The organism is Dyella sp. EPa41, assembly GCF_016586165.1.
GTDB lineage: Bacteria > Pseudomonadota > Gammaproteobacteria > Xanthomonadales > Rhodanobacteraceae > Dyella.
Window position 1 is genome coordinate 1 of record NZ_BCPR01000068.1, and the last position, 26244, is coordinate 26244.

The window sequence follows — 26244 nt, forward strand, 5'->3', positions numbered from 1 at the left end:
GGTGGGCCGACGCTTCTATCCCGCATATCGCTATGCGCCTTGGCTCTGAAGGCCATTTTCTTTGGGTTACTTTCGACGCGAAGCTAGTCCCCGTGGGATCTTTGACTCCGGGCATCCTGCCCTCCGCCCTACGGGCCGGCTTCGCCGTTCGCACGCGCTCCTGCGCGTGCGTGGGCCAGCAAAAGAAAAGTGACTCGGCGGTCCCACGGGACTAGCTTCGCGTCGTCCCACGGGGACTAGCTTCGCGTCGCCGGCAGGACGTCGAAACGCCCGCTGCGTAAGCGGCATGCTCGCGACAGCATGGCAACCGAAGGCAACACCCGCGCTCTAACAAAAAGCCACAACCCTGCAGCCCACCGCAAAAGGCCATCGCGCACAGGGTGCGCCCCTACAGGAGCGGTCGCTTACTGCGCCTCGGGCTTCAGCATGTCCTTCACCGCGTCGTAGTCACCGTCGTTCGCGGCGGGCGGCAGGCCGAGCAGGTGGGCCATCAGCGGATAGACGTCGACGTTCGGGAACGACGGTACATCGGCGCCTTCGCGGAACGCGGGGCCATGCGCGACGAACAACGCCTGCATCTGAGGTGCCTCGTTGTCATAGCCGTGCTCGCCGAGGCTGAACTTGTCCTTGCGCTTCCTGGCGGCATCGGTGGTGGTGATGCGCCAGCCGACGTCGGCCAGGCAAAACAGCTGCGGTACGCGTGGGTTGCTGCCATAGGCGAAACGCCCGGGCACCCGCGTCTTGTCCCAGCAGGTCATGTGCCGCTGTGGCTTTTCCAGCTGGGCTTCGATCTTGGAGAAGTCATGACCCGGTGTCGGATTGAGGCCCGCCAGCACGCCCAGGCTCACCACATCCACGCGTGTCAGCGGGATCACCTTGTCCAGCATCACGCTGTTCTTCGCAGGCACCGAGGCCATGCCATGGTCGGCCAGCACGATCATGTTGATGCGATCGAGCAGCTTGCGCTGCTTCAGGCCCTGCACCAGGCGCGCCATCGCTGCGTCGGTGCTGCGCAGGGCATCGTCGACCTGCGGCGTGTCCGGCCCGAATGTGTGGCCTGCGTGGTCCACTTCGTCGAAGTACAGGGTGAGGAAGGCGGGGCGCTCGCCCGCTGGCAGGTCAAGCCATGCCAGCACCTGGTCAACGCGTTGCTCGGGAGAGACGTTGCCGTCGTACGTCTTCCAGTAATCCGGGTGCCTGCCGTGGATATCCGCTTCCGAACCTGGCCAGAACATCGTCGCGCTCTTGAGGCCATGCTGGCCCGCGGTTTCCCACAGCGGCGTGCCCTCGTTCCACCAGCGGCCATCGCCCACGGCGTTGCGACTGCCCAGCGAGAAGCGGCCAAGCGCCGGGTCGAACATGGTGTTGTTGACGATGCCGTGGTGATCCGGGCGCAGGCCGGTGACGATGGTGTAGTGGTTCGGGAACGTCAGCGAGGGAAACGACGGCTGCATGCTCGTGGCATGCACGCCCGCCTTTGCGAGCTCCGACAGGGTGGGGCTGAGGCCTCGCTTGATGTAATCGGCGCGATAGCCGTCGATGGAGATCAACAGCAACGGCAACGGCGCGGGTTTCGCGGCAGCGGCCTGGCTCGTGGTGGCGGCAGTGGGTGCGGTGGGTTGGTTGGCGCAACCGGCACTGATCGCAAGCAACGAGCAAAGCAACAGGCGAAACGGGATTTTCATGCGTGGGTCCGTACTATTGAAACAAAGTCCCTATCATTACCCAGCCGTATGACCATTACACGTCTTTTCTCCTGCATCGGGTTGTCGGCGACGTTCGCTGCAAGTGCGTGGATGAGTGACGTGCATGCGCAGCAACAGCCCGCTGCATCGTCATCCGTTGCTACGTCGCCAAGAGCGAGTGTCGTCACGCCGGCGCATGCTGCGCCGCACGGGCACGCGACGGCGTCATCGAAGACGCCGTCCACCTCGCGCGTGAAAGCGAGCGTCGCGGTGAACGCCACCGCCGACGTCGAGAAGGCGCAGGGGCGCTACCAGGCGCCCCGGCGCGACTACATGGATTCGTATCGCAACGCCGTCACGCCGCCGGTCGACAGCGGGCGTTGATCAGCCCATTCACGCAGTGCCGCGCAGCAGCGGTTCAAACCACGCGTAGTTGCGCGCCAAACAGGTCGCCGCGCGCGATACGGTCTTCCATCGACAGCAGGTAACGCTTCGTCGGCAGGCCGCCTCCGAAGCCGGTGAGGCTGCCGTTGGCGCCGATCACGCGATGGCAGGGCAACACGATCGGCAGCGGATTGCGGCCATTCGCGGCGCCCACGGCGCGCATCGCGGCCGGCTGGCCGATGCGGCGTGCCAGCTCGCCGTAGCTGATGGTGGTGCCGTACGGAATGCGCGCCAGCTCCCACCACACCTGTTGCTGGAACGGCGTGCCGTGCGGGCACAGCGGCAGGTCGAACTGCTGTCGCGTGCCGGCGAAATATTCTTCCAGCTGTGTCCTGGCGTAGGTGAGCGGTTCGCTCGCACGCTGCCAGCCGGCGTGGGGCTTCTTCGGATGACGTTCGCGTTCGAACCATATCTCGCGCAGCCCATGCACGTCGCCGACCAGGCGAAGCACCCCCACGGGCGTGTTCATTTCGTCGTACCAGATGGTGTCGGACATCAGCTCACCTTCTTCGTCGCGGTCTTTGCGGCGTCGCTGGCGCTGCGCCACAGGTGCATGACCGAGTAGGCGCGCCACGGGCGCCACGCTTCGGCAAGCGACGACAGTGCCTTGGTGCTCAGCGTGGAACCGTCGCTTGTCGCCGCGCGCCGTAGAATCAGGTCGGCCGCGGGAAACGCGTCGGGATGGCTCAGCGCACGCATCGCCATGTAGTGCGCCGTCCACTCGCCGATGCCGGGCAATGCCACCCAGCGTTCGACGAATTCGTCCAGCGGTTGCTCGCTACGGAAATCGATACGTCCATCCAGGAGCGCTTGCGCGACGCCACGCACCGTCGCGGCGCGAGCGGTGGTCAGGCCGATCTCACGCAGGTCTGCGTCGGCGAGGGCCTCAGGGCCGGGAAACAGGCGTTCCAGGCCCGGTATGCCGGTGATCACCGGCGTGCCATAGCGATGCACGATGCGCGTCGCCAGCGTGCGCGCCGCCGCGACGCTGACCTGCTGGCCGAGAATCGCCCGCACCGCGATCTCGAAACCGTCCCATCCGCCGGGCAACCGCAGGCCGGGGCGCTTGCGCCACAGCGGCTTCAGCACGGCGCTTTGCGCGAGCGCATCGCCGATCGATTGCGGGTTCGCATCCAGGTCGAACATGCGGCGCAGTTTCGTCACGATGGAAAGCATGCGTGCCGGTTGCGGGCAATGCAGTTCCAACCGCAGTGCGTGGTCGCCGCCCGGCCATGCGCTCAGGCGTAACCAGCCCGGCGCATCCGCGGGGCCGAACACGCGCGCGTAGCTGTGCTCATCGACGAGCTCCACGCCCGGCAGCGATCGGCCGCGCAGGAACGTCAATATCGCCTCGTAGTCGTAGGGTGGCCGATAGCCGAGGCGCAGCGTGATCGCGTCGCCGTGCACGATGCCGGGGTGGCGGCGCAGCTCGCGTGGCGCGATGCGATTGGCCTGCTGGAACGCGGCATGGAAGCGCCGCAGGCTGCGGAAGCCCGAAGCCAGCGCCACTTCCGTTACCGGCATCGAGGTCTCGGTCAGCAGTTGCTTCGCGAACAACAGCCGGCGCGTGGTGTGCACGCTGATCGGCGGCGCGCCGAGCCGCTCCACGAACACCCGCCGCAACTGCCGCGCGCCAAGACCCACGCGCCCGGCCATCGCTTCCATCGATAGTTCGTCGAGCGCGCCTTCTTCCATCAGTTTCAGCGTCCGTGCGATGGCGTGGTCGCCGCGCTGCCACGCATCGTTGCCCGGCGCGAGTTCCGGCCGGCAGCGCAGGCATGGGCGAAAGCCGGCTGCTTCGGCCGCCGCCGCGCTGCCGTAATAGCGTACGTTTTGCGATTTCGGCGACGGGGCAGGGCACACCGGCCGGCAATAGATGCGCGTGCTGGTGACGGCGGTGAAGAACAGGCCGTCGAAGCGCGCATCGCGGCTGAGACGGGCCTGCTCGCAGGTCCGGTCATCGGGGAGGTCGTGGTCGCGGGTATCAGCCATGGACGCAGGCTAGCACCCCCGCGTCGCCCGGACTCGCCGTTTTCGGACATCAATACCCGGCGGCTCCCACGGCTATTTGATCGGCGCCATCAGGTGCTGGTAGGGCGTGTCCGCCCACATCACGTACGGCTGGCTGGTGTCCGGGTCGGCGCTTTTCGGATAGCTGTCGTAGAACGATGCATCGGCACCGACCACCATCACGTGCGCACCCGTCTTGATCCAGTGGTTGCTCGCGGTGGGCTTGGTCGCATACGGATCGGTGTTGCTCGCGTCCGTGCCGCCTTCCAGCATGTACATCAGCCCGACCTTGCCGGCCGGCGGCGGTTTGTGCGACATCCACGCCATCGCCCATTCCATTGCGTTCTTGTCCATGCACATCGGGTCGGGCCCTGGCGTCTCGGGATTGTCCGGCATGCACGTGAAGCCGTTCTTGCCTTCGCGCAGCGTGCGCATGTGGCCCTGGGCGTCGGCGACCACGACGGTCGCCTCTTTTCCGACGCCCGGCGGTGCGGCGCGCAGCGCGCTGGCAATCAATTCCTTGTCGGACGGAGCGGCTTTTTCGGCGGCTTGCGCGGCGCTGAACGCGCAAAGCAGCACCACGCCCAATAGCAGTGGCCGCACTGGAGAGTTCGCACCCATGGAGGTTCTCCCATCAGGATGCTGACGGTCGAGCCCGGATACCCCCATGCAGTCTGGATACGCCCGAAAACCCGTTCAATCAGCCAGATGGCGGAGCACTTTCGTACGGCGCCGCCCCGGTTTGCCGCACTGCGGTTTGCGGGTATAGCCATGGGTCGCCACAATCGGGTTTTCCCCCGGCTGTGATGCTTCCCATGAACGCTCCGACCCGTATCGACACCACCCGTACCATCCGCGCGCCGCGTGGCGCCGAGCTGAGTTGCAAGAGCTGGCTCACGGAGGCGCCGTTCCGCATGTTGCAGAACAACCTGGATCCGGAAGTGGCCGAGAATCCGGCCGAACTCGTGGTATACGGCGGCATCGGCCGCGCCGCGCGCAACTGGGAATGCTTCGACGCGATCCTGCGCGCGCTGCGCGAGCTCAACGACAACGAGACGCTGCTGATCCAGTCCGGCAAGCCGGTCGGCGTGTTTCCCACGCATGCGGATGCGCCGCGCGTGCTGCTCGCGAACTCGAACCTGGTGCCGGCGTGGGCGAACTGGGAGCACTTCAACGAGCTCGATAAGAAGGGCCTGATGATGTACGGCCAGATGACGGCCGGCTCGTGGATCTACATCGGCTCCCAGGGCATCGTGCAAGGCACCTACGAGACCTTCGTGGAGATGGGCCGCCAGCATTACGGCGGCAACCTCAAGGGCAAATGGATTCTCACCGCCGGCCTCGGCGGCATGGGCGGCGCGCAGCCACTTGCGGCGACGCTCGCGGGCGCCTGTTCGCTGACTATCGAATGCCAGCAGAAGAGCATCGATTTCCGCCTGAAGACGCGCTATGTCGACGAGCAGGCCACCGACCTCGACGACGCGCTCGCGCGCATCGCGAAGTACACCGCCGCCGGTGAAGCGAAGTCGATCGCGTTGCTGGGCAACGCGGCCGATGTGCTGCCGGAACTGGTGCGCCGCGGCGTGCGTCCGGACGCGGTCACCGACCAGACCAGCGCGCACGACCCGGTCAACGGCTACCTTCCGCAAGGCTGGACCGTGGAGCAGTGGTTCGAGCGTCGCAAGAGCGATCCGGCCGGCACCGCGAAGGCCGCGAAGCAGTCGATGAGGAAGCATGTGGAGGCGATGCTCGCGTTCCATGCGCAGGGCATCCCCACGTTCGACTACGGCAACAACATCCGCCAGATGGCGAAGGATGAGGGCCTCGCGAATGCATTCGCGTTCCCGGGTTTCGTGCCGGCTTACGTGCGTCCGCTGTTTTGCCGCGGCGTCGGCCCGTTCCGCTGGGTCGCGCTGTCGGGCGATCCGGATGACATCTACAAGACCGACCAGAAGGTGAAGGAGCTGATCCCCGATGATCCGCACCTGCACCGCTGGCTGGACATGGCGAAGGAACGCATCAGCTTCCAGGGCCTGCCTGCGCGCATCTGCTGGGTTGGCCTGGGCCTACGCCACAAGCTCGGCCTCGCGTTCAACGAAATGGTGCGCAAGGGCGAGCTGAAGGCGCCGGTGGTGATCGGCCGCGATCATCTCGACTCCGGTTCTGTCGCCAGCCCGAATCGCGAAACCGAGGCGATGCGTGATGGTTCCGACGCGGTCAGCGACTGGCCGCTGCTCAACGCCATGCTCAACGTGGCTGGCGGTGCGACGTGGGTGTCGCTGCATCATGGCGGCGGCGTCGGCATGGGTTACTCGCAGCATTCGGGCGTGGTGATCGTGTGCGATGGCAGCGAGGCTGCGGACAAGCGCATCGCTCGCGTGCTGTGGAACGATCCGGGCACGGGCGTGATGCGCCATGCGGATGCGGGCTATGACATCGCCATCGAATGCGCGAAAGAGCAGGGCCTGAACCTGCCCATGCTCTGACCTTCCGTTTTTTTGCAGGAGGGCAGGCACCCTGTGCGCGGCCGCCTTTCGACTCGATATCCACATCCATTGCTTTTGGTGAAGGCGATGGGTGGATATCGCCAGGTTGGTCGCTTGCGACCGAAGGGGAGCCCCGTGGGGCGGTGGGCTTCCGGTCCGCTGCCACGGCCCAGGCCACTTTCCCTTTGCGTGGCGTTTCCTTGTAGGAGCGCACCCAGTGCGCGACAGCCTTTCGCGCCGGTCTGCATGGTTCGGTGTTCCGATGTGTTCAGTTATTACGCTGGCTTGGTTGTTGAGTTTCCGCGATCGGGTTCGCCTGCCGCGGGCTTCCGACGGACTGCCGTCCGCCGGGTCACTTTTCTCTGCGTGGCCAGAGAAAAGTAACCAAAAGAGAGGCCACCCCGATGTCGCGCCCCTGCGGGGTCGCAGGCGGGAGGCGGGGTGGATCGACAGGGCCTCCTGCCCTGACGATCCCCTGGCCGGCGTCCTGCCGGCCACCCTTCGGGCGATTCCACCTCCCGCCTGCTCGCGCCATAGGGGAGGGAAGATCAAGAGCGGAGCCCTACCCTGTAGGAGCGCACCCAGTGCGCGACCGCGGCGCATCGATGACCTCTGCGGTCGCGCACTGGGTGCGCTCCTACAAAGGCGTGCAGTTTTGTTGTTGCGATGTGCCGCGCAGCGGCACGAGCCTTCAACAAACCCCTGTGTGGCGGTGAGGGGTGGACGAGCAGGCCCCGCAGGGGTGCCCGACAGGACGTCGGGCACTTTTCGTCCGGGCAGGAGCCCGGTCGAAAAGCCCGGCCGCCCCTCACGGACTGGCTGGGCGTAGCCCAGACAGCGCCACGCGGGGTGCTCTTTCTTTTGGTTACTTTTCTTTGAGCAAGCAAAGAAAAGTGACCCGGCCTCCGGCAGGAGGACGGAAGCCCGCCGTCCCACGGGGACTCCCTTCGGTCGCAGGCGAGCCCGATCGCGATTACGCGACGATCAGGGCGCAGTGAGGCTGTGTCGGTGACAGGTCATTAGGACTGTGGCGAAAGGCTATCGCGCACAGGGTGCGCTCCTACAATGGAACGATCACCATGCGAAGAGAAAGTGACCCGGGCCCGCGGCAGCGGCTCGGAAGCCCGGGGCCCCACAGGGACTTCCTTCGGTCGCAGGCGAGCCCGGTCGCGATAAGGAAGAGTGCAACCAAAACATCGACAATCTTTGTCTATCGAAAGATGAACATGCAGACCGGCGCGAAAGGCTTTCGCGCACTGGGTGCGCATATCGTCTAGGCGCGTTTCCCATGATGAGCGTGTTCAAGGCGTCGATCGCCGCAGTGCGCAAGCAGGTGGAAGAAGGATCGCTTTCGCTCGAGCAGGCGGCGATGGCGTTCCTTCGTACGCATGGCATCGATGGCATCCGGATCGATCTGGGGGAAAGTGAGGCCGGCGACATCTTCAACGGCCCCCGCCCGGGACAAGCCATTCCTCCGCATGAAATCGACCAGTGCCGCCAGCGCGGCTCCCCCGCCTTGCTGGCCGATCCACGCAATCGCAGCACGCCGGATGGAGCGGTCGAGTTCCTGCGCAAGCTGCGGGGCGGCGAACTGCTGTCGCCGGCCCCGGCGCAACATCTGCGGCCTCTGATGGCCGGGCAGGCCCTTCCCCATCGCCTGCGCGCCGGCGTTCCGTGCGCTTTGCCGGCAAGAGCGGCAACTCGAGTACGCGGCAAGGGCGTACGGCGGCATTCAACGACATCGGCGCCATGACCTGGCCGGGTGGGCATGCCGTCCTCGCCGCCGCTGTCCTGGGCGATTCGACAGCCTCCGTATCACCATGCGACGCGTTGTTTGCCGGCCTGGCCGCGCGGTGGCCCGGGCGGCGCAGCCGTAACTGGTGCCGTTGCGGGCCAGGGCGCATCATGGCCGCACATCCAATGGGGAGGTGCGACATGCCGGTCGAGCTGCAGGTATTGGGTTGGTCCATAGCGCTGGGATTGGTGTACGTGTTGTTTGCCACCACGCTGTCCACGCTGCAGCGTGGCCTGGGCTGGAACACAAGCAACCGGGATGGCGAAACGACGCCGTTGACGGGGGGCGCGGCACGCGCGGATCGCGCCAGCCGGAATTTCCTCGAGACATTCGCGTTCTTTGCGGCCGCGGTGCTCGCCGTGGTGCTGGCCCAACGCGGCAACGCCCATACCGTGCTGGGCGTGCAGCTGTATTTCTGGGCGCGGGTGGTTTACCTGCCCGTCTACGTGATCGGCATTCCCTACCTTCGGACGCTGGTGTGGACGGTATCGATGGTGGGTATCGTGATGGTGGTCGGCGCCTTGTTCTGACGATCGCCGGGAAAGGCCGTCCGGCACTCGCCGGGCGGCTTTTTTTTGCCCCGCGGGATCGATCCGCCTTTTTGGCGTTTACAAGCCAAATCAACGAATTGAATACAACTTCTGAGATATAACCTCAGCAAGGTGTCGCATGCGAAACCAGGGGTGACCACTATGCAGTTTCCGGCGCTTTCGCCGGGGCCGTCGGCTGGGGCTGACGGTTTCTTATTGATCCTAGGAGAATTGCATGAACACTCATTTCGAACGCACCGGACCGCTGGACGACCTGTCGAGCTACCCCCAGTGGGCACAGGACCTGGTCGCGGCCTGCGAGCCCGCCCGCCGGCGCGTACGCGATCACGCGATGTGGGACCTCATGGGCGAGGGACGCATCGACCTGGCCACCATGCGCAATTTCATGGTCGGCACCTGGTCGCTGATCGAGCGTTTCCCTTCGTTCATGGCGCTGAACCTGCTGAAGACCCAATACGGGCGCAGTGCCGGTGACAACATGGCCCGCCGCTGGCTGGTGCGCAACATCCGCGTGGAACAGAATCACGCCGAGTACTGGCTGGACTGGGCCGACGGCGCAGGCGTGCCTCGCGAAGAGGTGCTCGATGGCCGTCCGCCGCGCGGCACGCAAGCGGCCACCGAGTGGTGCCTCGAGGTGTGCGGACAGGACACCCTGGCCGCGGGCATGCTGGCGACCAACTATGCCATCGAGGGCGTGACCGGCGAGTGGTCGCAGAAGGTCTACGACAGCGTGGCGTATGCCGACAGCCTGCCGACGGCCGGGCGCAAGGCCACCCTGCGGTGGCTTCAGCTGCATGCCGCCTATGACGATACCCATCCGTGGGAGGCGCTGGAGATCGTCTGTACCTTGATGGGCAACCGGCCCGCGCCGGAGCAAGTGGAGCACTTGCGCGAATGCGTCGAGCGCAGTTATCTCAGCCTGCATTACGGGTTGGAGCGCTGCCTGTTGCAGCCGCAGGTGAATGAGGTCGAGGAGCAGGCTGCATGAAGCAAGCCGCCTCGCCGTCGACACCGTGACGAGGCGAGATGTAGCTTAATGAGGTGGTCGTGTAAAAGGGACGCCATGGATTCCATCCGTAGCACCTCGCAAAGACCGCTGGAACGACGCTTGAGGCCACTGGCCTATGGGCTGGTGGCCGTCATTGGCCTGATCCTCTTGTTTACCTGGGGTGCTCTCCAGGTCCAGGTCACTCTCGCCGGGTTCCTCAACGGCGAGAGTGTCTGGAGCAAGGCGCAGAAGCAGGCGGTGATCGATCTTTCCGTTTACGCGGAAACCGGCAACACCGAACGCCTCGCCGCGTTCGAAGACAACTACGAACTGCTGATGTCCGATGGCTGGGCACGCGATGCGATCGCGTCCGGCCACTATGACCGGGCAGCGGTGGACCGGGCGTTCGAGCGCGGAAAGATCCTGCCGCAGGCGAAGTCCGGCATGATCTTCATGCTGCGCTGCTGCACGAACGTCTGGCACATGCACGAGGCGGTGACGGTCTGGCGCGAGGCGGACGGTCCGTTGAAGCAACTGGGCGAGATCGCCACCGAGCTCAAGCAGGCTTCGGCGCAAGGGCAGCCGGACCGGGCATGGGCCGAAAAAAAGCTGGCGCGCATCAATGCCCTCAACGATGAACTGGAGCCGCTGACCAAGCGCTTCTCCCTCGAAGTCGCGCAGGGCGCCATGTGGCTGGGCCGCGTGCTGTTCGGCAGCGTGTTCCTGGTTGCCTGCATTGCCTCGTTGTTGTGGCTGGTCATGGCGCGCCGCATCCTGCTCGGCATTCGCGGCACCGAGGAGCGCTACAGCCTGCTGTACGACAGTGCGGCCGACGCCATCATCATGGTGGACGAAGCCAGCGGCCGCATCCTCGGCGCCAACCGTACGGCCATGCAATGGACCGGGCTGGGCATGGATGCGCTGGTGGGCAAGGCGTTGTCCGACCTGTTCGTGCCCTTGCTGCACCGCGCCGACGGCGCCGTCACCGGCGAACTGCATGCCCGCGATGGCGAGATACGGCCGGTGGAGATGCGCAGCAGCGTGGCGTACTGGGGCACGCAGAGCGTGCACCAGTCGATCCTGCGTGACATCACCGAGCGCGTGAGCCTGGAGCAGCAGCGGCGCATTGCCTCCGAGGCCATGGCCAGCATCGCCGAGGGCGTGATCATCGCCGATGCCGACCGCCGCGTGACGCGGGTGAATGCGGCCCACATCCGCATGACTGGATTTACGGCGCAGGCGCTGCAGGACGTGCGCTTCGACGAGCTTCGCTGCATGCCCGACGGCTCGCCGCTGCCCGACTCCGTGTGGGAGACGATCTACACCGACGGCAACTGGGTCGGCGAAGTGCGCACGCGCCGCATGGACGGCACCACCTATCCCGAATGGTTGAGCATCAGCGCCATCCGCGAGGCGGAAGGGCAGGTGCAGCATTACGTGGCGGTGATCAACAACATCAGCACCGCCAAGGCGAACGAGCAGCGCCTGCAGTACATGGCCGCGCACGATCCGCTCACCGGCCTGCCGAACCGCACGGAGTTCGAGCGACGCTGCGTGCAGGCCGTGGCGGCTGCCGAGCGCGAGCGCGGCATGGTCGCGGTGCTGTTCATCGATCTGGACGCGTTCAAGGCGGTGAACGACAGCTACACCCATGCCATCGGCGATCACCTGCTGGTGAAGGTGGCCGAGCGCATTGCCTATGAACTCGGCGACAAGGGCGTGGCCGGTCGCATCGGCGGCGACGAATTCACCGTGCTGATGGACGACCTCTATACGCGCGAACAGGCCAGTGCGATGGCCGGCCGCCTGCTCACCGCGTTGGCCGCGCCCGCGGTGGTGGGCGATTACGAACTGGCCTTGAGCGCGAGCATCGGCATCGCATGCTATCCGCTGGACGGCACGGACGTGCCCACGCTCATCACCAATGCCGACGCCGCGATGTATGCGGCCAAGACCGAGGAGCGCAACGCGTTCCGTTTCTACTCGCCGCGCATGCAGGCTGATGTCCGCCGGCGCATCGCACTGGCCTCCGAGTTGCGCAAGGCGCTGGCCGAAGACGAGTTCCACCTGCAGTTCCAGCCCACCGTGGAGATGCGCAGTGGTCGCATCGTGGCGGTGGAGGCGCTGTTGCGTTGGCACCATCCGGTGCGCGGGCGCATCCCGCCGGTGGAGTTCATCCCCATGGCCGAGAAGCTCGGCCTGATCCGCCGCATCGACCAATGGGTACTGCAGGCGGCGTGCCGGCAACTCGCCGAATGGGACCACATCGGCCTGGCGCCGCTGCGCATGGCGGTGAACGTGTCGGCGCATTGGTTCGGCCAGGCCAACTTCGTCGACGATATACGCGCGCTGCTGGAATCGCAGCGGCTGGCGCCGGAACGACTGATGCTGGAGATCACCGAGGGCGCGATCCTGCGCCTGGGCGAAGAGATGGAGCACACGCTGCATGCGCTGCACGCGCTGGGCGTCGGCGTTGCCATCGACGACTTCGGCACCGGCTATTCGTCGATGAGCTACCTGAAGATGCGTGCCATCGCGTACCTCAAGATCGACCAGAGCTTCGTCGCCGGCCTGCCCGAGGACGAAAGCGACGGCGCGATCGTGGAAACCATGCTCACGCTATGCCGCAAGCTCGGCATCAGCCCGATCGCCGAAGGCATCGAGACGGAAGAACAGCACCGCTTCCTGCTGCGCGCCGGATGCACGGAAGGCCAGGGCTACCTCTATTCCCGGCCGATCGAGCCGGAGGAAATCGTCCAGTTGATGAGCGTGGGCAAGCGTCAGGGCAATTCGCATCTGCGGCTGGTGCCGCCGGAAGTCTGAGTCGCCTGTCGTTCCCTGTAGGAGCGCACCCAGTGCGCGAAAAGCCTACGGAGCGCGGTGGCGCCGTGACTCCGCGGTCGCGCACTGGGTGCGCTCCTACAGACGGGCTGCTGTCAGTGCAGATCCACCGCTACCACCTGCTCCGCCGGGCGATACAGCGCGGGGAACTGCTGCTTCAGGTGCACCACCTTCGGCGCATCGTTGAACAGGATGTAGGGCTCGTTCGGATGGCGCTCGGCGTAATCCTGGTGATAGGCCTCCGCGAGGTAGAACCCTTTCAGCGGCACCACCTGCGTCACGATCGGATCGGCGAACGCATGCGCCGCTTTCAGTTGGTCGATGTAGGCGTTGGCGATGCGCTTCTGGTCGTCGTCGCCGTAGAAGATGACGGAACGATACTGCGTGCCGACGTCCGGGCCCTGGCGGTTGAGCTGGGTGGGGTCGGTCGCGACCGAGAAGTAGACCTTGAGCAATTGGCCGTAACTGACCTTGGCCGGGTCGTAGAGTATCTTCACCGACTCGGCATGGCCGGTATCGCCGTCACTGACGCGCTCGTACTGGGCGGTGCTGGCCTCGCCGCCGCTGTAGCCGGCCCAGACCTTCTTCACGCCCTTCACGTGCTCGAACACCGATTGCAGCCCCCAGAAGCAGCCGCCCGCAAGCACGGCGACCTGGTCGCCTTGGCGGGGCGCGGCGTCCACGGCGGGGTCGGGCAGGGTGGCGGCATCGGTGCCCGCGGCGAGGCTGCAGGCGCCGAGCCCGGCCAGCAGAAGCAGGCCGGCAAGGGCAGGGAACAGGGAAGTACGGCGGATGCTCATGACGGAACGCTCCATCGGTAGACAGGACGCGGCCACGCAAGCCGTGGTCGTCACTGGTGTATTCGCCGCCAGGGCGTCCCCGGTTACCTCCATCGTCCCACCAGCGTGGTGCGGCCGTGCCAAACCGGCGGCAACGCAGTGTTATGGTGCGCGTCCCACGTCCCCGCGGGTGTTTGCATGAACCACCTGATCGACCTGAATGCCTATGTTCGCCGCCTCGGTTACGACGGCCCGCTGAGGGCCGACCTGGCGACCCTTCGCGCGATCACGACGGCACACGTGGCCGCCATTCCGTTCGAGAACCTCCATCCCCTGTTGCGCCTGCCGGTGTCGCTTGAACTCGCGGACATCGAGCGGAAACTGGTGCATGAGCACCGGGGCGGCTACTGCTTCGAGCAGAACGGCCTGTTGCTGGCGGTGCTGCGTGCGCTGGGGTATGACGTGTCGGGCCTGATTGCGCGCGTGTTGTGGATGAAGCCCGAGGATGCGGTGGTGGCGCAGACGCACATGCTGCTGCGCGTCGAGCTGTCCGGCGAAAGCTGGCTGGTCGACGTCGGCTTCGGCAGCATGGCGCTGAGCGGTGCATTGCGATTGCAGCCCGATATCGTGCAACCCACGGGCAACGAACCGTTCCGCCTGCTTCAGCAGCAGGGCGAATGGCGGATGCAGGCGCAGGTGAAAGACGGATGGCGCACGCTCTACCGCTTCGACCTGCAGCCGCGGCCGGCGATCGACTACGTGGTGGCGAACCACTACACCTCGACCTATCCCGAATCGCATTTCCTGCACAGCCTGATCATGGCGCGCACGCTGGCGGACCGTCGCCTCGGCCTGCGCAACCGTGAATTCGTGGTGCACCACACTGGCGGCGAGTCCGTGCGTCGCACGCTGGCCGGGGTCGATGAGATCAAGCAGGTGATACGGGACGAGTTCGGCGTTCGCCTGCCCGCGCATCCCGATCTGGACCACGTGCTGGCGGGGCTGCCCGTGGCCGAATGAAAAGCGTCACTCCGCCGCGTGCACGTGGATGACGATGTCCTCGACCTGCACGACCTGGCCTGCGTGGATCTTGCAGGTCTTGCGCAGCTCCTGCTCGCCATCCACCGATACCGCGCCGCTGGCCACGATCGCCTTGCCGGCGCCACCGCTGTCGCACAGGCCCACCAGCTTGAGCAGCTGGTTGAGCTCCACGTAGTCGCGGTCCAGTTCGAACTCCAGCTCGTGCATCAGTCTTCCACGTCGTCAAAGGCGCTTTCGGGCAGCGCGAAAAATACAAAGAACGGCGAACCGGCGTCCTGCCAGTAGTCGACCGCTTCCTCCAGGACATCGAGCAGGGTGTCGAAGTCTTCCTCGTGGGCGTCGCGCATGCCCTCGGCGTGGTCGAACAACAGGATGTAGCCGGGTGCCTTCAGCCAGGACAAGTCGCGCACGCTGTCGGCCAGCGCATCCCAGTTGCGGCCGAAATCGGCTGGCAGCCGCAGCGCCTGGGTCAGACGGTCGAACAGCGTGTCGCGGTCGGCGTAGTCCGCCAGGTTGATGCGGCACACGCTCAGGCCATTCATCCCAGCCGCCTCGGCCAGGGGCTCGAGGTCGTCGGAGGTGACGAAGAAGATGCCGCCGTGCGTCGCATCGCCAAAGTCGAGATCGAATTGAGCATTCATCGGGGTACCTCGAACTGGCGGAACGTGCGGTAGTGGTCGTCGGTGTAGTAGTAGACGCTGGGCGGCGTGCCGCCGGTAATGATGCGTCGCGCGCCGCGATAGTCCAGCCCCGGCGTATCCACGGTGTACTCGTGGTAGTAGCCCTGGGGCTCGCGCGGCAGCCGTCCTTCGCGGTTCTGGAACACCACGCCATCCTGCCGGTGCTCGAACGGCCCGCCGCGCGCGATGCGCGAGAGCACGCCCGTGGCCTCGGGCGGGAGGAACGAGGGCAGCGCGGTGCCCGCGTCTCGCGGGACGGCGAGGGTTGCCGGCTGCGAAGGTTCCGGCGCGTGACGGCCCCACATGAGGGCGGCGACGGCCAGCACGACCAGCAGGGCGATGGGTTTGAGTGCGCGCATGGGCGGACGCTTCGTGGCGAGGGCGCGAGTTTAAGGCAACACGGGATAAGTATCGCCTTTGTCCCGCGCGGACTGGCTTCGCGTCGCCCCACAGGGACTAGCTTCGCGTCGCCCCACGGGGGCTAGCTTCGCGTCGTCCCCCGCGGTATCGCTAATGCGACACCCGTGCGAACCTTCCGGGCATCATCGCGACGGCGTTGCTTATCCAGTGTTGCCTTAAGCTTACGCTGCCCGGGGCGCATCGTGTGGACGACGGCAGCCGGGGGGGGGCGCCCTGCGATGGCGCGTCAGCTGATCTTCCTGAATTGCACGCCGTGGCCCTCGCGGCGTGAATAGAAACCGGTGACCTTGCCGTGGTCGTCCCGCTCGAACACCCGTCGTGCCCGCGGCTGCCCCGGCGTGAACAGCACGTCGCGCACTTCCGCCAGCAAGGGCGCGGGCTTGGCGCCGTTGGTGGCGCTGAACAGCTGATGGCCCTGGCGCGTGATGGCGACGGAAAGGCCGGGCGCGGCCTCGTAGGTGCCGACGTACTGGTCCATCTCGTTCGCGCTCAACGCATGGGCCGGCGGATCATCGGACAGCGCCACCGTCTGGCTGGAGATCATGCGCCACGCATCGCCCTCGTTGAGCCATACCTCGGTCGAGCGGAAACGCGGCGTCATGGTCTGCTCGCCGACCTTGACGGTGGCGTTGTCGGTGAAGCTCGTCACCGCCACGTTGCCATGGATCTCGATGTTGAAATCCGTCTGCACCAGGTGATTGCTGACGTTCGCGGGGCCGGCGGGCCCCGGCGTGACGATGTCCTTCTTGGTGGCGATGTCGCCGCCTTCGTTGATGAAGACGACGCGGTCATCCAGGTACTTCGCCAGCGTTGCCGTATCGTTGGAGGCCGAGGCGTTGGAAAACTCCTGCGACTGGCGGCGAATCAGGGTGGCGACATCGTCGGTGGCGTGTGCCGGCATGGTCACGGCAACGGCAAGCAGGGTCATTGCGTAAGGCAAGACGTATCGCATGGTGGCCTCCTGGAAGTGGCGCCAATGTATCGCCACCCCACGGGGTTTCATGTGCCGGTCGTCGTGGCGGCCGGCACGGCCTCAGCCGGATGCGTCCACCCGCTGCTGCAACGCCATCGCCGCGGCGGGGTTGCGTTCCTTGGCGCTGCTGATGAAGTAGATGAACACGTCGCGCGGGCCCTGCGTTTTCAACGGCGCCGCCACGTGCGGCAGTTCGGCGGGGTCAGCGCCTTCGGCCCACTGCAGGGCGCGGGTGGTCCAGGCATCGAGGTCATGCGCCGCGTAGCCCGTCTCGATGTGCGATTCGCTGCGCATCAGCCGCGCATACGCGAAATCGCCGGTGAGGTCGGCCAGCGAGGGATACTTCGGCGAATCGGTGAACACGGTGGGGATGCGGTGCCCGCGGGCGAGTTCCACATAGCGCTCGTCGAGGAAGCTCGTGTGGCGCACTTCCAGCACGTGCCTCATGGGCTGGCCATCGAGTTCCCGTGGCAGGAGATCGAGGAACGCGGCGAGGTCGTCGGCATCGAACGGCCGCGACGGCGGCAATTGCCACAGCACCGGCCCCAGGCGATCGCCGAATTCCGCAAGCCCGCCGAACACGAAACCTTCGATGCCTCGCGCCGTGGAGGCCAGCTTCTTGCCTTCGGTGATGTAGCGCGGCGCCTTGAGCGAGAAGACGAAGCCGTCCGGCGTCTCGGCCGCCCATTTCGCGTAGGTGGCGGGCTTTTGGGCTCCGTAGAAGGTGCCGTTGATTTCGATCGCGCGCAGGTGGCGGCTGGCGTATTCCAGCTCGCGCCGCTGCACCAACCCCGAGGGATAGAAATGGTTGCGCCACGGCGCGAAGTTCCAGCCACCGATGCCGGCACGGACGCGGGCGGCGGGACCTTTGGCGGGCGAGGCGGAAAACAGGTCGCTGGGCATGGCGCAGTCCCGAGGGAGGAACGCCCGATTGTAGCGACGCTCCTCCCCCTCATGCAGGGGCGCACCGAATGCGCGACCGCGGCGCTGCGGGGTCCCCAGCCGGTCATGGCGGACATGTTCCCGGCCCACCGGACTGAACCGCTCAATCCAGCGGCAGATGATTCACATGCGGCCCGCGCGCCGCCATGAAGGCCGTGGGCGTCATGCCGGCGAATTCGCGAAACTCATGCACGAGATGCGGCTGGTCGCCGTAGCCGCCGTCGGCGGCGACACGACTCCAGTCCACGCTGCCACGACGATGCACGGTTTCCACCACGGCGCGAAAGCGCAGGAGTCGCGCATAGCGCTTGGGTCCCATGCCGACCTGCCGTCGGAACAGCCGTCCAAAGCGGTATTCGGACAGGCCGGTTTCGCGCACCAGCGAGCCGATCCGTGCCACTTGCGGACGGCTCCCAATGCGCTCCAGCGCATGCAGTACTTCCGGCGCAAGGCAAGGCGTGCGCATGTGCGCGAGCAGCCAGTGCTCCAGCACGCCAAGGCGCCGCATGGGGTCGGGCGTGTCGAGCAACTGCTCACGAAGACGGTGCGCGCGGGCGCCGAAGATGTCTTCCAGCCCGATGTCGCGAGCGACGAGCGCCTCGTGGTCTTCCCCGGTAAGTGCGTGCGCACCGCCCGGGCGGAACACGGCGCCCATCACGCGCACCTGCTCGGACGTATCGATGATCTGGCTGCGCAGGCAGGGGCCGCCGATCACCGCCGCGGGCGCGCGCATGCAGCGGCGCTCGGCGTCATCGGTGTAGACGCGCGTTTCATCTTCATGAAGATTGATGATGAGCGCCGCGCCCGGCACCGGCAGCACGCGCTCCAGGTGATGCGCGGCGGGCGGCATGTCCCAGTCCCACAGGCGGGCAACCAGGGCGTCGAGCGGCGGTGCAGGGGCGAGGGCGTGGAGTCCCACAGGCTGGCTCCGGGCAATGCCAGGAGTCTAGGCCGACGCGGGCGCCCTGTCAGGTCTTGGTGCCGGGCACGATGGTCGTGGGCTGTGGCGTGCCGGCGGTGTTTTCCGGATGCATCGTGCGGACCACCATGTCCTGCGGCGTGGTGAGCGGCATGTTCGACTGGCGCAGGCGATCGATGATCTCGAACAGCAGATCGCTCTTCACATTGCCGGCATCGCGCGGATTGGTCACATAGGCCGTGCACACGAACAGCAGCGAGCCCGCGTCGATGCTGTCCAGTTGCACGCTGGGCGAGGGCGTGTCCAGCGTGGAAGGGTGGTTGCGGAGGATATCGAACACGATCTGGCGCACCTTGGCCGGATCCGTGCTCAAGGGCATCGGCAGGCGGATCTGCACGCGACCCTGGGCGTTGGCCATCGTCACGTTGCGCACGTTCTGGGTGATCAGCTGCGAGTTCGGCACGATCACCGTGGAGCGGTCGCTCTGCTGGATTTCGGTGGCGCGCACGTTGATGCGGCGGACGTCGCCTTCCACGCCGGCGATGCTGACCCAGTCGCCGACCTTCACCGGACGCTCGGCCAGCAGGATCAGGCCCGAGATGAAGTTCTGCACGATCGCCTGCAGGCCGAAACCGATGCCGACGGAGAGCGCGCTGGCCACCCACGCGATGCTCTGCACATCGACCTTCAGGGCGCCCAGCACCAGCACGAACACGAGCACGCCGCCCACATAGCCGAGCAGGGTGACGATGGACGACTGCATGCCGATGTCCAGCGAGGTCTTCGGCAACAGCTGCGTGCCGAGCCAGCGCTTGACCAGGCGCACGACGATGCCACCGACCAGCAGCACCAGCATCGCGTTGAAGATGCTCGTCGGGTTGATGGTCAGCGTGCCCAGCGAGCGGCCGGCGAACAGCTGCGACCCGCGATCGATCAGTTCATTGGTGCCGGCGCCGTAGGGGGCCAGCACCAGTGGCACCGCCAGCAGCAACAGGAACGCGCGCGCGACGCCGGAGATCACCGTGGCGGCCTGTTCGAGCCGCGCCGGCGCGATGCCGAAGGTGTCCTGCAGGCGCTGGCCGGTACGGGACTCGGGCGACAGCAGCGATTCGCACAGGTCGTTGACCAGGTGCATCAGCAGATACAGCAAGGCAATGAGGAAGCCCGCGCGCATCGCCTGGCGCGACAGGAAGAAGGCGAGCGCGATGTAGCCCGTGAGCACGCCCGCCAGCACCAGGACGGTGGTGATGAAGGCCGCCGCGACCAGCAGGCCCACCCACAGCGGACGCTTGGCCGGCGTGCCGCCGCCAGCGATCAATGCGCGGCGAGCCTTGCCCATGCGCACCAGCGCCGAAGCGAGCAACAGGCCAATGACGGTGGACGCCAGCGCATTGGCGGCCATGGCCGTGCCGAGGCTGGCGCCGATGTCGCCGGTGATCTGCTCCACGATGCCCAGCAGCAGCACGCTCAGCGCGAGCAGCGCGGGGAACAGCGCGAGCCGCCTGGCCAGGTCGTCGGAAATGGGCGGCAAGCGCCACGATGGCCGCCTCACGCTCAGCATGGCGCGGCCGATGCCGGCCATGCTCGCGGCGATGAAGGTCAAGCGCACCAGTGGCTTGGCCAGATCATCGAGTTCCTCGTCGAACACGCCGTTCCAGTTCACCGCGAGATAGATCAGCCACGCGGCGATGCCGTAGGTGAGCATGGTGATCAGCGTGATGATCAACGCCAGCGCACTGCGGCGCAGATGGCCGGAAGGCAGGTATTTGCTGGCGAGGTCCAGCACCTTGTGTTCGAGCAGGCGTCGCCCGACGACCAGCAAGGCGACCGCCGCCAGCAGGCACAGGATGAAAGAAACACGATTGGCCGGTTGCCACGCCTGCGCCAGCGCGCCCTGCATGGATGTTCCCAGCACGGCGAGGCTGGCGCGATCATCCGGCAGGTTCTGCGCCAGTCGCGACCAGAAGGGTTTGGCCAGCGGCGAGGCGGTGCGCTGGAAAACCTGCGCCTGGAACAGGTCGCGGCGCAGGCTCGCGATCTGCGTGATGAGCTGCTGGCTTTCCAGGGTCAGCGACTTGGCCTGGGTCAGCTGGCCGTCGAGGTCGGTCTTGTCCTTGGTGAGCTGCTTGCGTTGCGCGGCGACTTCGGGCGCTTCGGGTGGCGCGCCTTTGGCCGGCGCCGCCCCCAGCACGTCGAGCTTGGCCTTCATCGCGTCGACCTGCGGCACCAGGCTGGCGGTGAGTTGTTCCGCCTGCTGTTGCACCGCGGCCGTCCTGGTGCGCGCGTCCGTCAGGATGCTGTCGGTGAGCTTGCCCTTGTCGGTGATCGCCTGCTTGATCTGGTCGAGCTGGGCGCTGAGCTGATCCGGCGTGGCCAGGGTGGCCTGTGGAATCTGCGCCGGCGCCTGGTTGTTGTTTTGCGCGAGGACGGGCGAGGCGCCGGCCACGGTGAAAAGAAGGATCAGCAGCAAGCGAAGCACGATAGGCATGGCGGCATGATCCGGGCGCATGCCGGACCGGTCAATGAATAATTGGGCTTGACGCCTCGTTCAGCGCACCGCATTCACGCTGTCATGATGGACACGCCTCTTTCGCCCGACCTGATTCCCGCCTGGGACGGCAACGTCGCCAAGGCACGGCAGCTGCAGCTGGAACTGGCCACGAAGGTGCGCCTGGAAGACGACTTTCCGCCATTGCGGCGCATCGCCGGTGTCGACGTGGGGTTCGAAGACGGTGGCGCCGTGACACGCGCGGCAGCCGTCCTGCTGGACGCGAAGACCCGCTTGCCGCTGAAAGAAGTGGTGGCGAGGCGACCCACGTGCATGCCGTACATCCCGGGACTTCTCTCGTTCCGCGAACTGCCCACCGTGCTGCAGGCGCTGGAGGAACTGGCCGAAGAACCGGATCTCGTATTCGTGGATGGCCACGGCATCGCCCACCCCCGCGGCCTCGGCATCGCCGCGCACCTGGGCGTGGTGACGGGCCTGCCGGCCATCGGCGTGGCCAAGTCGATCCTGGTCGGTACGCACGGCGAGCTGGGGCCATCGCGCGGTGATCGTGTACCGCTGCATCACCGCGACAAGGTGATCGGCTGCGTCCTGCGCAGCAAGGACAAGACCCGCCCGTTGATCGTGTCGCCCGGCCATCGGGTCAGCATGGAGTCGGCACCCGAGCTGGTGCTCTCGTTCTGCACGAAGTACCGGTTGCCGGAGCCGACGCGCCTGGCGGACCGGCTGGCGTCGAGGCGTGACCGTGCGCGAAAGCAGGGCGCTTAGCGCGCCTGCGCAGGAGGCGTGGCCGGTACCAGCATGTAGCCGAAGGCCGCCGCCAGCTGTGCGACGGCCGCCATCGCGGCGGCGTCGCGCGGTGTTTCGCCATGCCGTGCGGATGCCATGCCGAGCTTCCATCGCGCTCGTTCGTGCGGCACGGGGCGAGAGCTGGCGAGACCCAGCAACTCCAGTTCCCGCAGGAAGCGATACACCGTGCCCAGGCTGGTGCGCGGTTCCAGCAATTGCGCCCGACGCAGCACGGCCACTGCGTCGGGTTCATCGTTGGTTTCGTGCAGCACCTGCCATATCGCCAGGCGGGGCGGCGTAGCGCGCAAGCCCGCCTGGGCGAGCGCCGAGCGGGCGTCTGACGATGCCGCAGGCGCGCACTCAGGCATCCTTGCCGCCCTTGGCGATTTCGTCGGCGGCCTTCTGGATGATGTCGCGGATGCGCTTCACTTCGGCTGCGTTCCACGGGCCGCCGTGCATGAACAGCGCTCGCTTGAGGTTGTGCATGGCCTCGCGCAGCGCCATCGGCGCGGCGGCGCGGGCGAACATCTTGGCGGTCTGCTCCATGCGCGACATCACCGCGTCGACGGCGTCCTTGTTGTCGGCCAGGAAAGCCTTGCCTTCCTCGGTGATCGAATAGAGCTTCTTGCCATCGTCGTTCTTGACGCTGGCGTGGCCGAGCTCTTCCAGCAGGGTGAGGGTGGGATAGACCGCGCCGGGGCTCGGCGCGTAGGCGCCGTCGAACATCTCCTCGATCGTGCGGATCAGCTCGTAGCCGTGGCGTGGCTGTTCGGCGATCAGCGAGAGCAGGATCAGCTTGAGGTCGCCGTGGCCGAACACGCGGCCGCCGCGGAAGCGTCCGCCCATGCCGCCCCAGCCGCCCGGGCCTTCGTCGTCGCCGAAACCCCGGCCAAAGCCGCGTCCGCGGCCAAAACCCATGGCCTCACGGATCCAGGCTTCGCGGCCTTCGTGGTGGTGGTGATGGTGGTGGTCAGAGCAATGATGGAATCTCATGGGTAGAACTCCGATATATCGTAAGTAACAGTCTTAAGATATATCGTAACTTTTGCGGGATGCAAGTGGCCCGGCCTCTTTCTCCTTCTGTAGGAGCGCACCCAGTGCGCGATAAGCCAACGGAGCGGTGATGCCGTGATCGCGCACGGGGTGCGCTCCTACAAAAGCGAGAGAAGGAGGGACTTCGGGTTGAATCTCACGCTCCGCGCCTTTACTCAGGTTTACTGCGCCCGCCCGTTTTCCCCAAGGACGACTTCCCCATGGTGTTCCGCTGGTTCGAATCGCTGATCGACGCGTTCAAGGAACCCGTCGACGGCATGCCGCCGCAGTCGGTGTGGCGCTTCTACCTGTTCTATCTGCGGCAGGTGTGGCCGGTGTTCGCCGCCGCGATCGTGGTGGGCTTCGGCGTGGCCATCGTCGAGGTGTCGCTGTTCGGCTTCATCGGCAGCATCGTGGACATGGCCAAGGGCACGCCGGCCACGGACTTCTTCAAGCTGCACGGACGCGAGCTGCTGTGGATGGGGTTCGTGGCGCTGTTCGCGCGGCCGGTGCTGATGGGCTTGCACGACCTGCTGGTGAACCAGGCCATCGTGCCCAACCTCACCAACCGCATCCGATGGCAGAACCATCGCTACGTCATCCGCCAGAGCCTGGGCTTCTTCCAGAACGACTACGCGGGCCGCATCGCCAACCGCATCATGCAGACCTCGGGCGCGCTGCGCGAATCGGCCGTGCAGATCGTGGACGCCATCTGGTACGTGGCGATCTATACCGGCAGCGCCATCGTGATGTTCGCCAAGGCGGATGTGTGGCTGGCGATGCCGCTGGTGGTGTGGCTGGGCGCGTACGTGGCGACGCTGGCGTACTTCGTGCCGCGCACCAAGGAGCGTTCGTGGAAGCAGTCCGAGGCGCGCTCGCGCCTGATGGGCCGCATCGTCGATGGCTACAGCAACATCCTCACGCTCAAGCTGTTCGCGCACACGCAGCGCGAGGAGGCCTACGTGGCCGACGCGATGGGCGAGCAGATCAAGCGCATGCGCGCGATGACGCGGCTGACCACGGCGATGGATGCCACCATCACCACGCTCAATGGTTTCCTCATCGTCGGCACCTCGGCGCTGGCGCTGTGGCTGTGGAGCCAGGGCAAGGTGACGGTGGGCGCGATCGCGCTGTCCACCGGACTGGTGATCCGCATCAACAACATGTCCGGCTGGATCATGTGGGTGGTCAACGGGATCTTCGAGAACGTGGGCACCGTGCAGGACGGCATCGAGACCATTTCCAAGCCGCGCACCGTGCAGGATCGTGAAGGGGCCATGCCGCTGGAAGTCACCAAAGGCGGGGTGCGCTTCGATGACATCCATTTCCACTATGGCAAGCAGGGCGGCGTCATCCCCGGCCTCGACCTCGAGGTGCGGGGCGGCGAGAAGATCGGCGTGGTGGGCCCGTCAGGCGCGGGCAAATCCACCCTGGTGAACGTGCTGCTGCGGCTGTACGACCTGGAGGGCGGACGCATCCTCATCGACGGGCAGGACATTGCGAATGTCGCGCAGGAGAGCCTGCGCGCGCAGATCGGCGTGGTGACCCAGGACACCTCGCTGCTGCATCGCTCCATCCGCGACAACCTGCTGTACGGGCGCCCCGATGCCACCGACGCGCAGGTGATCGAGGCGGTGCGCAAGGCGAAGGCGGACGAATTCATTCCGCAGCTGGTGGACGGCGAAGGGCGCGTGGGCTATGACGCGCACGTGGGCGAGCGCGGCGTGAAGCTCAGCGGCGGCCAGCGCCAGCGCATCGCCATCGCACGCGTGCTGTTGAAGGACGCCCCCATTCTCATCCTCGATGAGGCGACCTCCGCGCTGGATTCGGAAGCCGAAGCCGCCATCCAGGACAGCCTGGAGCTGCTGATGCGCGGCAAGACGGTGATCGCCATCGCGCACCGCCTCTCCACCATCGCCCGCATGGATCGCCTGGTGGTGATGGACAAGGGCCACATCGTGGAAACCGGCACCCATGCCGAGCTGATCGCGCACGGCGGCCTGTACGCCCGCCTGTGGCGCCGCCAGACCGGCGGCTTCGTGGCGGCGGAAGACCCGGCCGAAGATGCCATGGCCTGAGTGCGGTTGAACCATGGCCGGTGATGTGTGGGCGCTTCTCCCTCCTTCGGACGCCGTGCGGAAACGAATCGCCGGGAGCCCTCCGATCAGCGTGAAAACCCCTTGTAGGAGCGCACCCAGTGCGCGACCGCAGAGCCGCGGCGCGCCTCTTCGACCGGTTATCGCGCACTGGGTGCGCTCCTACAGAAAGGTGGGGGATTTGTTGGCCAGGTGACTGCAGGCTGTGGTGTATCTCTTCGTTTGTAGTCGCGCACAGGGTGCGCTCCCACAAGGAGAGACCTCCTTCTGTCCAATGCCCCGTCCGGTCCGAAACCCGTTGTAGGAGCGCACCCTGTGCGCGACCGCAGAGCCATGGCACGCCTTTCCAGCCGGTTATCGCGCGCACGGGTGCGCGCTTGCAGAAACATGCATGCCCTGGCCCAGCCTCCACAAAACCCCTGGAAAACCAGTCTCCCCGGCCCTGAACGCTTGGCGGCACCTTCAACCTTTTTTGCCTCGTGCTTCACGGTGCCGCCTTCAGCATCAAGGCTCCGTTCGATACTGGAGCAGCGTGATGCCTACCAAAGAAGCCACGGCACGTGCCCGCAAGGACAAGCGCGAAGGCAAGTCGGCCAGCACGCAGGCGGGGGAATTCGTCCGCGAGGAAATCCATCACATCCGCAGGGGCAAGCACGGCGCCCGCTCGGCCAAGCAGGCCATCGCCATTGGACTGTCCGAGGCGCGGCGCGCGGGTGTCGACGTGCCTGACAAGCGCGGGAGCAGCACCAAGAAGCGCAGCACCGCGAAGAAAAGCAGCCCTGCAGCGAAGAAGAGCACCCGCAAACGTCCCGCGACCAGGAAGGCGAGCAAGGAGACGTCGGCCCGGCGCAGCCGCGCCACGACGAAGGCGCTGAAGCGCGAGGGCACGGCATCCGCGTCGAAGTCGGCGCTGTCGCGCCAGGCGAAGAAAGCGGCGTCCAAGCGTACGGCGGCCAGTCGCTCCGCGTCCGCCAAGAAGGCAGCGCGCACCAAGGGGCCCGCCGTGCGCAAGGCCGCGGCCAAGAAGGCCGCCGCGCATCGCGGTGCCACCAGCCGGTCCGCTTCGGCGAAGCGCGCTGCGCGCACGCGGGCCATGCGCGCGCGGGCGCGTTGAGGCGGGAGCGCTTACACCGACTCCAGGATGGTCGCGATGCCCTGGCCGCCACCGATGCACTGGGTGGCCAGCGCATAGCGGCCACCGTCGCGCTTGAGGATCTGCGCGGCCTTGGCGGTGATGCGCGCGCCGGTGGCGCCCAGCGGATGCCCC

24 protein-coding genes and 1 pseudogene are annotated in these 26244 nt (G+C 66.4%); 10 read left to right on the forward strand and 15 right to left on the reverse strand.

The genetic code is table 11. The features are described from left to right. Positions 1-404 precede the first annotated feature (404 nt). Positions 405-1685 (reverse strand): ectonucleotide pyrophosphatase/phosphodiesterase, encoded by a 1281-nt coding sequence (locus JMF82_RS17500; RefSeq protein ID WP_201315835.1) that lies wholly within the window; start codon positions 1683-1685, stop codon positions 405-407. A 111-nt stretch (positions 1686-1796) separates the two neighbouring features. Here JMF82_RS17500 and JMF82_RS17505 point away from each other — a divergent pair, with 111 nt between their 5' ends. Further along, positions 1797-2069, forward strand: coding sequence for a hypothetical protein (locus JMF82_RS17505; RefSeq protein ID WP_201315836.1), 273 nt, complete (start codon positions 1797-1799; stop codon positions 2067-2069). A gap of 34 nt (positions 2070-2103) precedes the next feature. Here JMF82_RS17505 and JMF82_RS17510 read toward each other — a convergent pair whose 3' ends face one another. The 3 genes from JMF82_RS17510 to JMF82_RS17520 form a co-directional block, all read right to left on the reverse strand. After that, positions 2104-2625: a methylated-DNA--[protein]-cysteine S-methyltransferase gene (locus JMF82_RS17510; RefSeq protein ID WP_201315837.1), complete on the reverse strand. Its 522-nt coding sequence runs from the start codon at positions 2623-2625 to the stop codon at positions 2104-2106. Beyond that, positions 2625-4121, reverse strand: a complete 1497-nt coding sequence (locus tag JMF82_RS17515; protein ID WP_201315838.1) for a DNA-3-methyladenine glycosylase 2 — start codon at positions 4119-4121, stop codon at positions 2625-2627. Before JMF82_RS17515 ends, JMF82_RS17510 begins: the two co-directional genes overlap by 1 nt. A gap of 72 nt (positions 4122-4193) precedes the next feature. Continuing rightward, on the reverse strand, positions 4194-4760 hold the full coding sequence (locus JMF82_RS17520; RefSeq protein WP_201315839.1) for a hypothetical protein: 567 nt from the start codon (positions 4758-4760) through the stop codon (positions 4194-4196). 194 nt (positions 4761-4954) lie between these two features. Here JMF82_RS17520 and hutU point away from each other — a divergent pair, with 194 nt between their 5' ends. The 5 genes from hutU to JMF82_RS17545 all read left to right on the forward strand — a co-directional run bounded on the left by hutU (position 4955) and on the right by JMF82_RS17545 (position 12782). Continuing rightward, positions 4955-6625 (forward strand): urocanate hydratase, encoded by a 1671-nt coding sequence (gene hutU, locus JMF82_RS17525; protein WP_201315840.1) that lies wholly within the window; start codon positions 4955-4957, stop codon positions 6623-6625. 1288 nt (positions 6626-7913) lie between these two features. Beyond that, the gene (locus tag JMF82_RS17530; RefSeq protein ID WP_201315841.1) at positions 7914-8378 is read left to right on the forward strand and encodes a serine hydrolase; all 465 of its coding nucleotides are present in this window, start codon (positions 7914-7916) and stop codon (positions 8376-8378) included. Between the two features lie 182 nt (positions 8379-8560). Further along, positions 8561-8950 (forward strand): MAPEG family protein, encoded by a 390-nt coding sequence (locus tag JMF82_RS17535; RefSeq protein WP_201315842.1) that lies wholly within the window; start codon positions 8561-8563, stop codon positions 8948-8950. A gap of 235 nt (positions 8951-9185) precedes the next feature. After that, positions 9186-9959: an iron-containing redox enzyme family protein gene (locus tag JMF82_RS17540; RefSeq protein ID WP_201315843.1), complete on the forward strand. Its 774-nt coding sequence runs from the start codon at positions 9186-9188 to the stop codon at positions 9957-9959. Positions 9960-10034: 75 nt separating this feature from the next. Beyond that, positions 10035-12782, forward strand: coding sequence for an EAL domain-containing protein (locus JMF82_RS17545; RefSeq protein WP_201315844.1), 2748 nt, complete (start codon positions 10035-10037; stop codon positions 12780-12782). Positions 12783-12895: 113 nt separating this feature from the next. On the opposite strand, the gene msrA is transcribed toward JMF82_RS17545, so the two are convergent. After that, positions 12896-13600 (reverse strand): peptide-methionine (S)-S-oxide reductase MsrA, encoded by a 705-nt coding sequence (gene msrA / locus JMF82_RS17550; protein ID WP_236585543.1) that lies wholly within the window; start codon positions 13598-13600, stop codon positions 12896-12898. Positions 13601-13777: 177 nt separating this feature from the next. Between msrA and JMF82_RS17555 the strand changes: the two genes are divergently transcribed. After that, positions 13778-14599: an arylamine N-acetyltransferase gene (locus JMF82_RS17555; protein ID WP_201315845.1), complete on the forward strand. Its 822-nt coding sequence runs from the start codon at positions 13778-13780 to the stop codon at positions 14597-14599. Between the two features lie 6 nt (positions 14600-14605). Here JMF82_RS17555 and JMF82_RS17560 read toward each other — a convergent pair whose 3' ends face one another. From JMF82_RS17560 to JMF82_RS17590, 7 genes are all read right to left on the reverse strand, one after another. After that, a complete protein-coding gene (locus JMF82_RS17560) occupies positions 14606-14827 on the reverse strand; it encodes an RNA-binding S4 domain-containing protein (RefSeq protein ID WP_201315846.1) in 222 nt (73 codons plus the stop codon). Next, positions 14827-15261 carry a barstar family protein gene (locus tag JMF82_RS17565; protein ID WP_201315847.1) on the reverse strand — a complete coding sequence of 145 codons (435 nt, stop codon included), beginning with the start codon at positions 15259-15261 and terminating at the stop codon, positions 14827-14829. The genes JMF82_RS17560 and JMF82_RS17565 overlap by 1 nt, the downstream gene beginning before the upstream one ends. Beyond that, positions 15258-15659 carry a ribonuclease domain-containing protein gene (locus tag JMF82_RS17570; protein ID WP_201315848.1) on the reverse strand — a complete coding sequence of 134 codons (402 nt, stop codon included), beginning with the start codon at positions 15657-15659 and terminating at the stop codon, positions 15258-15260. Before JMF82_RS17570 ends, JMF82_RS17565 begins: the two co-directional genes overlap by 4 nt. Positions 15660-15946: 287 nt before the next feature. Beyond that, positions 15947-16672, reverse strand: coding sequence for a DUF4440 domain-containing protein (locus JMF82_RS17575; protein ID WP_201315849.1), 726 nt, complete (start codon positions 16670-16672; stop codon positions 15947-15949). A gap of 81 nt (positions 16673-16753) precedes the next feature. After that, positions 16754-17596 carry a DUF72 domain-containing protein gene (locus JMF82_RS17580; protein ID WP_201315850.1) on the reverse strand — a complete coding sequence of 281 codons (843 nt, stop codon included), beginning with the start codon at positions 17594-17596 and terminating at the stop codon, positions 16754-16756. A 142-nt stretch (positions 17597-17738) separates the two neighbouring features. After that, positions 17739-18554: a helix-turn-helix domain-containing protein gene (locus JMF82_RS17585; RefSeq protein WP_201315851.1), complete on the reverse strand. Its 816-nt coding sequence runs from the start codon at positions 18552-18554 to the stop codon at positions 17739-17741. Positions 18555-18603: 49 nt separating this feature from the next. Then, positions 18604-21042, reverse strand: a complete 2439-nt coding sequence (locus JMF82_RS17590) for a DUF3772 domain-containing protein (RefSeq protein WP_201315852.1) — start codon at positions 21040-21042, stop codon at positions 18604-18606. Between the two features lie 87 nt (positions 21043-21129). Here JMF82_RS17590 and nfi point away from each other — a divergent pair, with 87 nt between their 5' ends. After that, a complete protein-coding gene (nfi, locus tag JMF82_RS17595; RefSeq protein ID WP_201315857.1) occupies positions 21130-21828 on the forward strand; it encodes a deoxyribonuclease V in 699 nt (232 codons plus the stop codon). On the opposite strand, the gene JMF82_RS17600 is transcribed toward nfi, so the two are convergent. Beyond that, positions 21825-22217, reverse strand: coding sequence for a transcriptional repressor (locus JMF82_RS17600; protein ID WP_201315853.1), 393 nt, complete (start codon positions 22215-22217; stop codon positions 21825-21827). The genes nfi and JMF82_RS17600 overlap by 4 nt on opposite strands. After that, complete coding sequence (locus tag JMF82_RS17605) at positions 22210-22842, reverse strand: PadR family transcriptional regulator (protein ID WP_201315854.1); 633 nt, start codon at positions 22840-22842, stop codon at positions 22210-22212. Before JMF82_RS17605 ends, JMF82_RS17600 begins: the two co-directional genes overlap by 8 nt. Positions 22843-23105: 263 nt before the next feature. Here JMF82_RS17605 and JMF82_RS17610 point away from each other — a divergent pair, with 263 nt between their 5' ends. Together JMF82_RS17610 and JMF82_RS17615 are read left to right on the forward strand one after the other, a co-directional pair. Next, a complete protein-coding gene (locus JMF82_RS17610) occupies positions 23106-24959 on the forward strand; it encodes an ABC transporter ATP-binding protein (protein WP_201315858.1) in 1854 nt (617 codons plus the stop codon). A gap of 553 nt (positions 24960-25512) precedes the next feature. Next, a complete protein-coding gene (locus JMF82_RS17615; RefSeq protein ID WP_201315855.1) occupies positions 25513-26091 on the forward strand; it encodes a DUF6496 domain-containing protein in 579 nt (192 codons plus the stop codon). Positions 26092-26102: 11 nt separating this feature from the next. Here JMF82_RS17615 and JMF82_RS17620 read toward each other — a convergent pair. Continuing rightward, positions 26103-26244: pseudogene (locus tag JMF82_RS17620) on the reverse strand (acetyl-CoA C-acyltransferase); the annotation flags it as partial.

Excerpts from the sequence above, each read along its gene's own strand:
- JMF82_RS17605 (WP_201315854.1), bottom strand. The coding sequence starts at position 22,842 with ATGAGATTCCATCATTGCTCTGACCACCACCATCACCACCACCACGAA.
- JMF82_RS17575 (WP_201315849.1), bottom strand. The coding sequence starts at position 16,672 with ATGCGATACGTCTTGCCTTACGCAATGACCCTGCTTGCCGTTGCCGTG.
- JMF82_RS17535 (WP_201315842.1), top strand. The coding sequence starts at position 8,561 with ATGCCGGTCGAGCTGCAGGTATTGGGTTGGTCCATAGCGCTGGGATTG.
- nfi (WP_201315857.1), top strand. The coding sequence starts at position 21,130 with ATGGACACGCCTCTTTCGCCCGACCTGATTCCCGCCTGGGACGGCAAC.
- JMF82_RS17545 (WP_201315844.1), top strand. The coding sequence starts at position 10,035 with ATGGATTCCATCCGTAGCACCTCGCAAAGACCGCTGGAACGACGCTTG.
- JMF82_RS17520 (WP_201315839.1), bottom strand. The coding sequence starts at position 4,760 with ATGGGTGCGAACTCTCCAGTGCGGCCACTGCTATTGGGCGTGGTGCTG.
- hutU (WP_201315840.1), top strand. The coding sequence starts at position 4,955 with ATGAACGCTCCGACCCGTATCGACACCACCCGTACCATCCGCGCGCCG.
- JMF82_RS17560 (WP_201315846.1), bottom strand. The coding sequence starts at position 14,827 with ATGCACGAGCTGGAGTTCGAACTGGACCGCGACTACGTGGAGCTCAAC.
- JMF82_RS17500 (WP_201315835.1), bottom strand. The coding sequence starts at position 1,685 with ATGAAAATCCCGTTTCGCCTGTTGCTTTGCTCGTTGCTTGCGATCAGT.
- JMF82_RS17590 (WP_201315852.1), bottom strand. The coding sequence starts at position 21,042 with ATGCCTATCGTGCTTCGCTTGCTGCTGATCCTTCTTTTCACCGTGGCC.
- JMF82_RS17515 (WP_201315838.1), bottom strand. The coding sequence starts at position 4,121 with ATGGCTGATACCCGCGACCACGACCTCCCCGATGACCGGACCTGCGAG.
- msrA (WP_236585543.1), bottom strand. The coding sequence starts at position 13,600 with ATGAGCATCCGCCGTACTTCCCTGTTCCCTGCCCTTGCCGGCCTGCTT.
- JMF82_RS17600 (WP_201315853.1), bottom strand. The coding sequence starts at position 22,217 with ATGCCTGAGTGCGCGCCTGCGGCATCGTCAGACGCCCGCTCGGCGCTC.
- JMF82_RS17615 (WP_201315855.1), top strand. The coding sequence starts at position 25,513 with ATGCCTACCAAAGAAGCCACGGCACGTGCCCGCAAGGACAAGCGCGAA.
- JMF82_RS17580 (WP_201315850.1), bottom strand. The coding sequence starts at position 17,596 with ATGCCCAGCGACCTGTTTTCCGCCTCGCCCGCCAAAGGTCCCGCCGCC.
- JMF82_RS17565 (WP_201315847.1), bottom strand. The coding sequence starts at position 15,261 with ATGAATGCTCAATTCGATCTCGACTTTGGCGATGCGACGCACGGCGGC.
- JMF82_RS17540 (WP_201315843.1), top strand. The coding sequence starts at position 9,186 with ATGAACACTCATTTCGAACGCACCGGACCGCTGGACGACCTGTCGAGC.
- JMF82_RS17530 (WP_201315841.1), top strand. The coding sequence starts at position 7,914 with ATGATGAGCGTGTTCAAGGCGTCGATCGCCGCAGTGCGCAAGCAGGTG.
- JMF82_RS17555 (WP_201315845.1), top strand. The coding sequence starts at position 13,778 with ATGAACCACCTGATCGACCTGAATGCCTATGTTCGCCGCCTCGGTTAC.
- JMF82_RS17505 (WP_201315836.1), top strand. The coding sequence starts at position 1,797 with ATGAGTGACGTGCATGCGCAGCAACAGCCCGCTGCATCGTCATCCGTT.
- JMF82_RS17510 (WP_201315837.1), bottom strand. The coding sequence starts at position 2,625 with ATGTCCGACACCATCTGGTACGACGAAATGAACACGCCCGTGGGGGTG.
- JMF82_RS17570 (WP_201315848.1), bottom strand. The coding sequence starts at position 15,659 with ATGCGCGCACTCAAACCCATCGCCCTGCTGGTCGTGCTGGCCGTCGCC.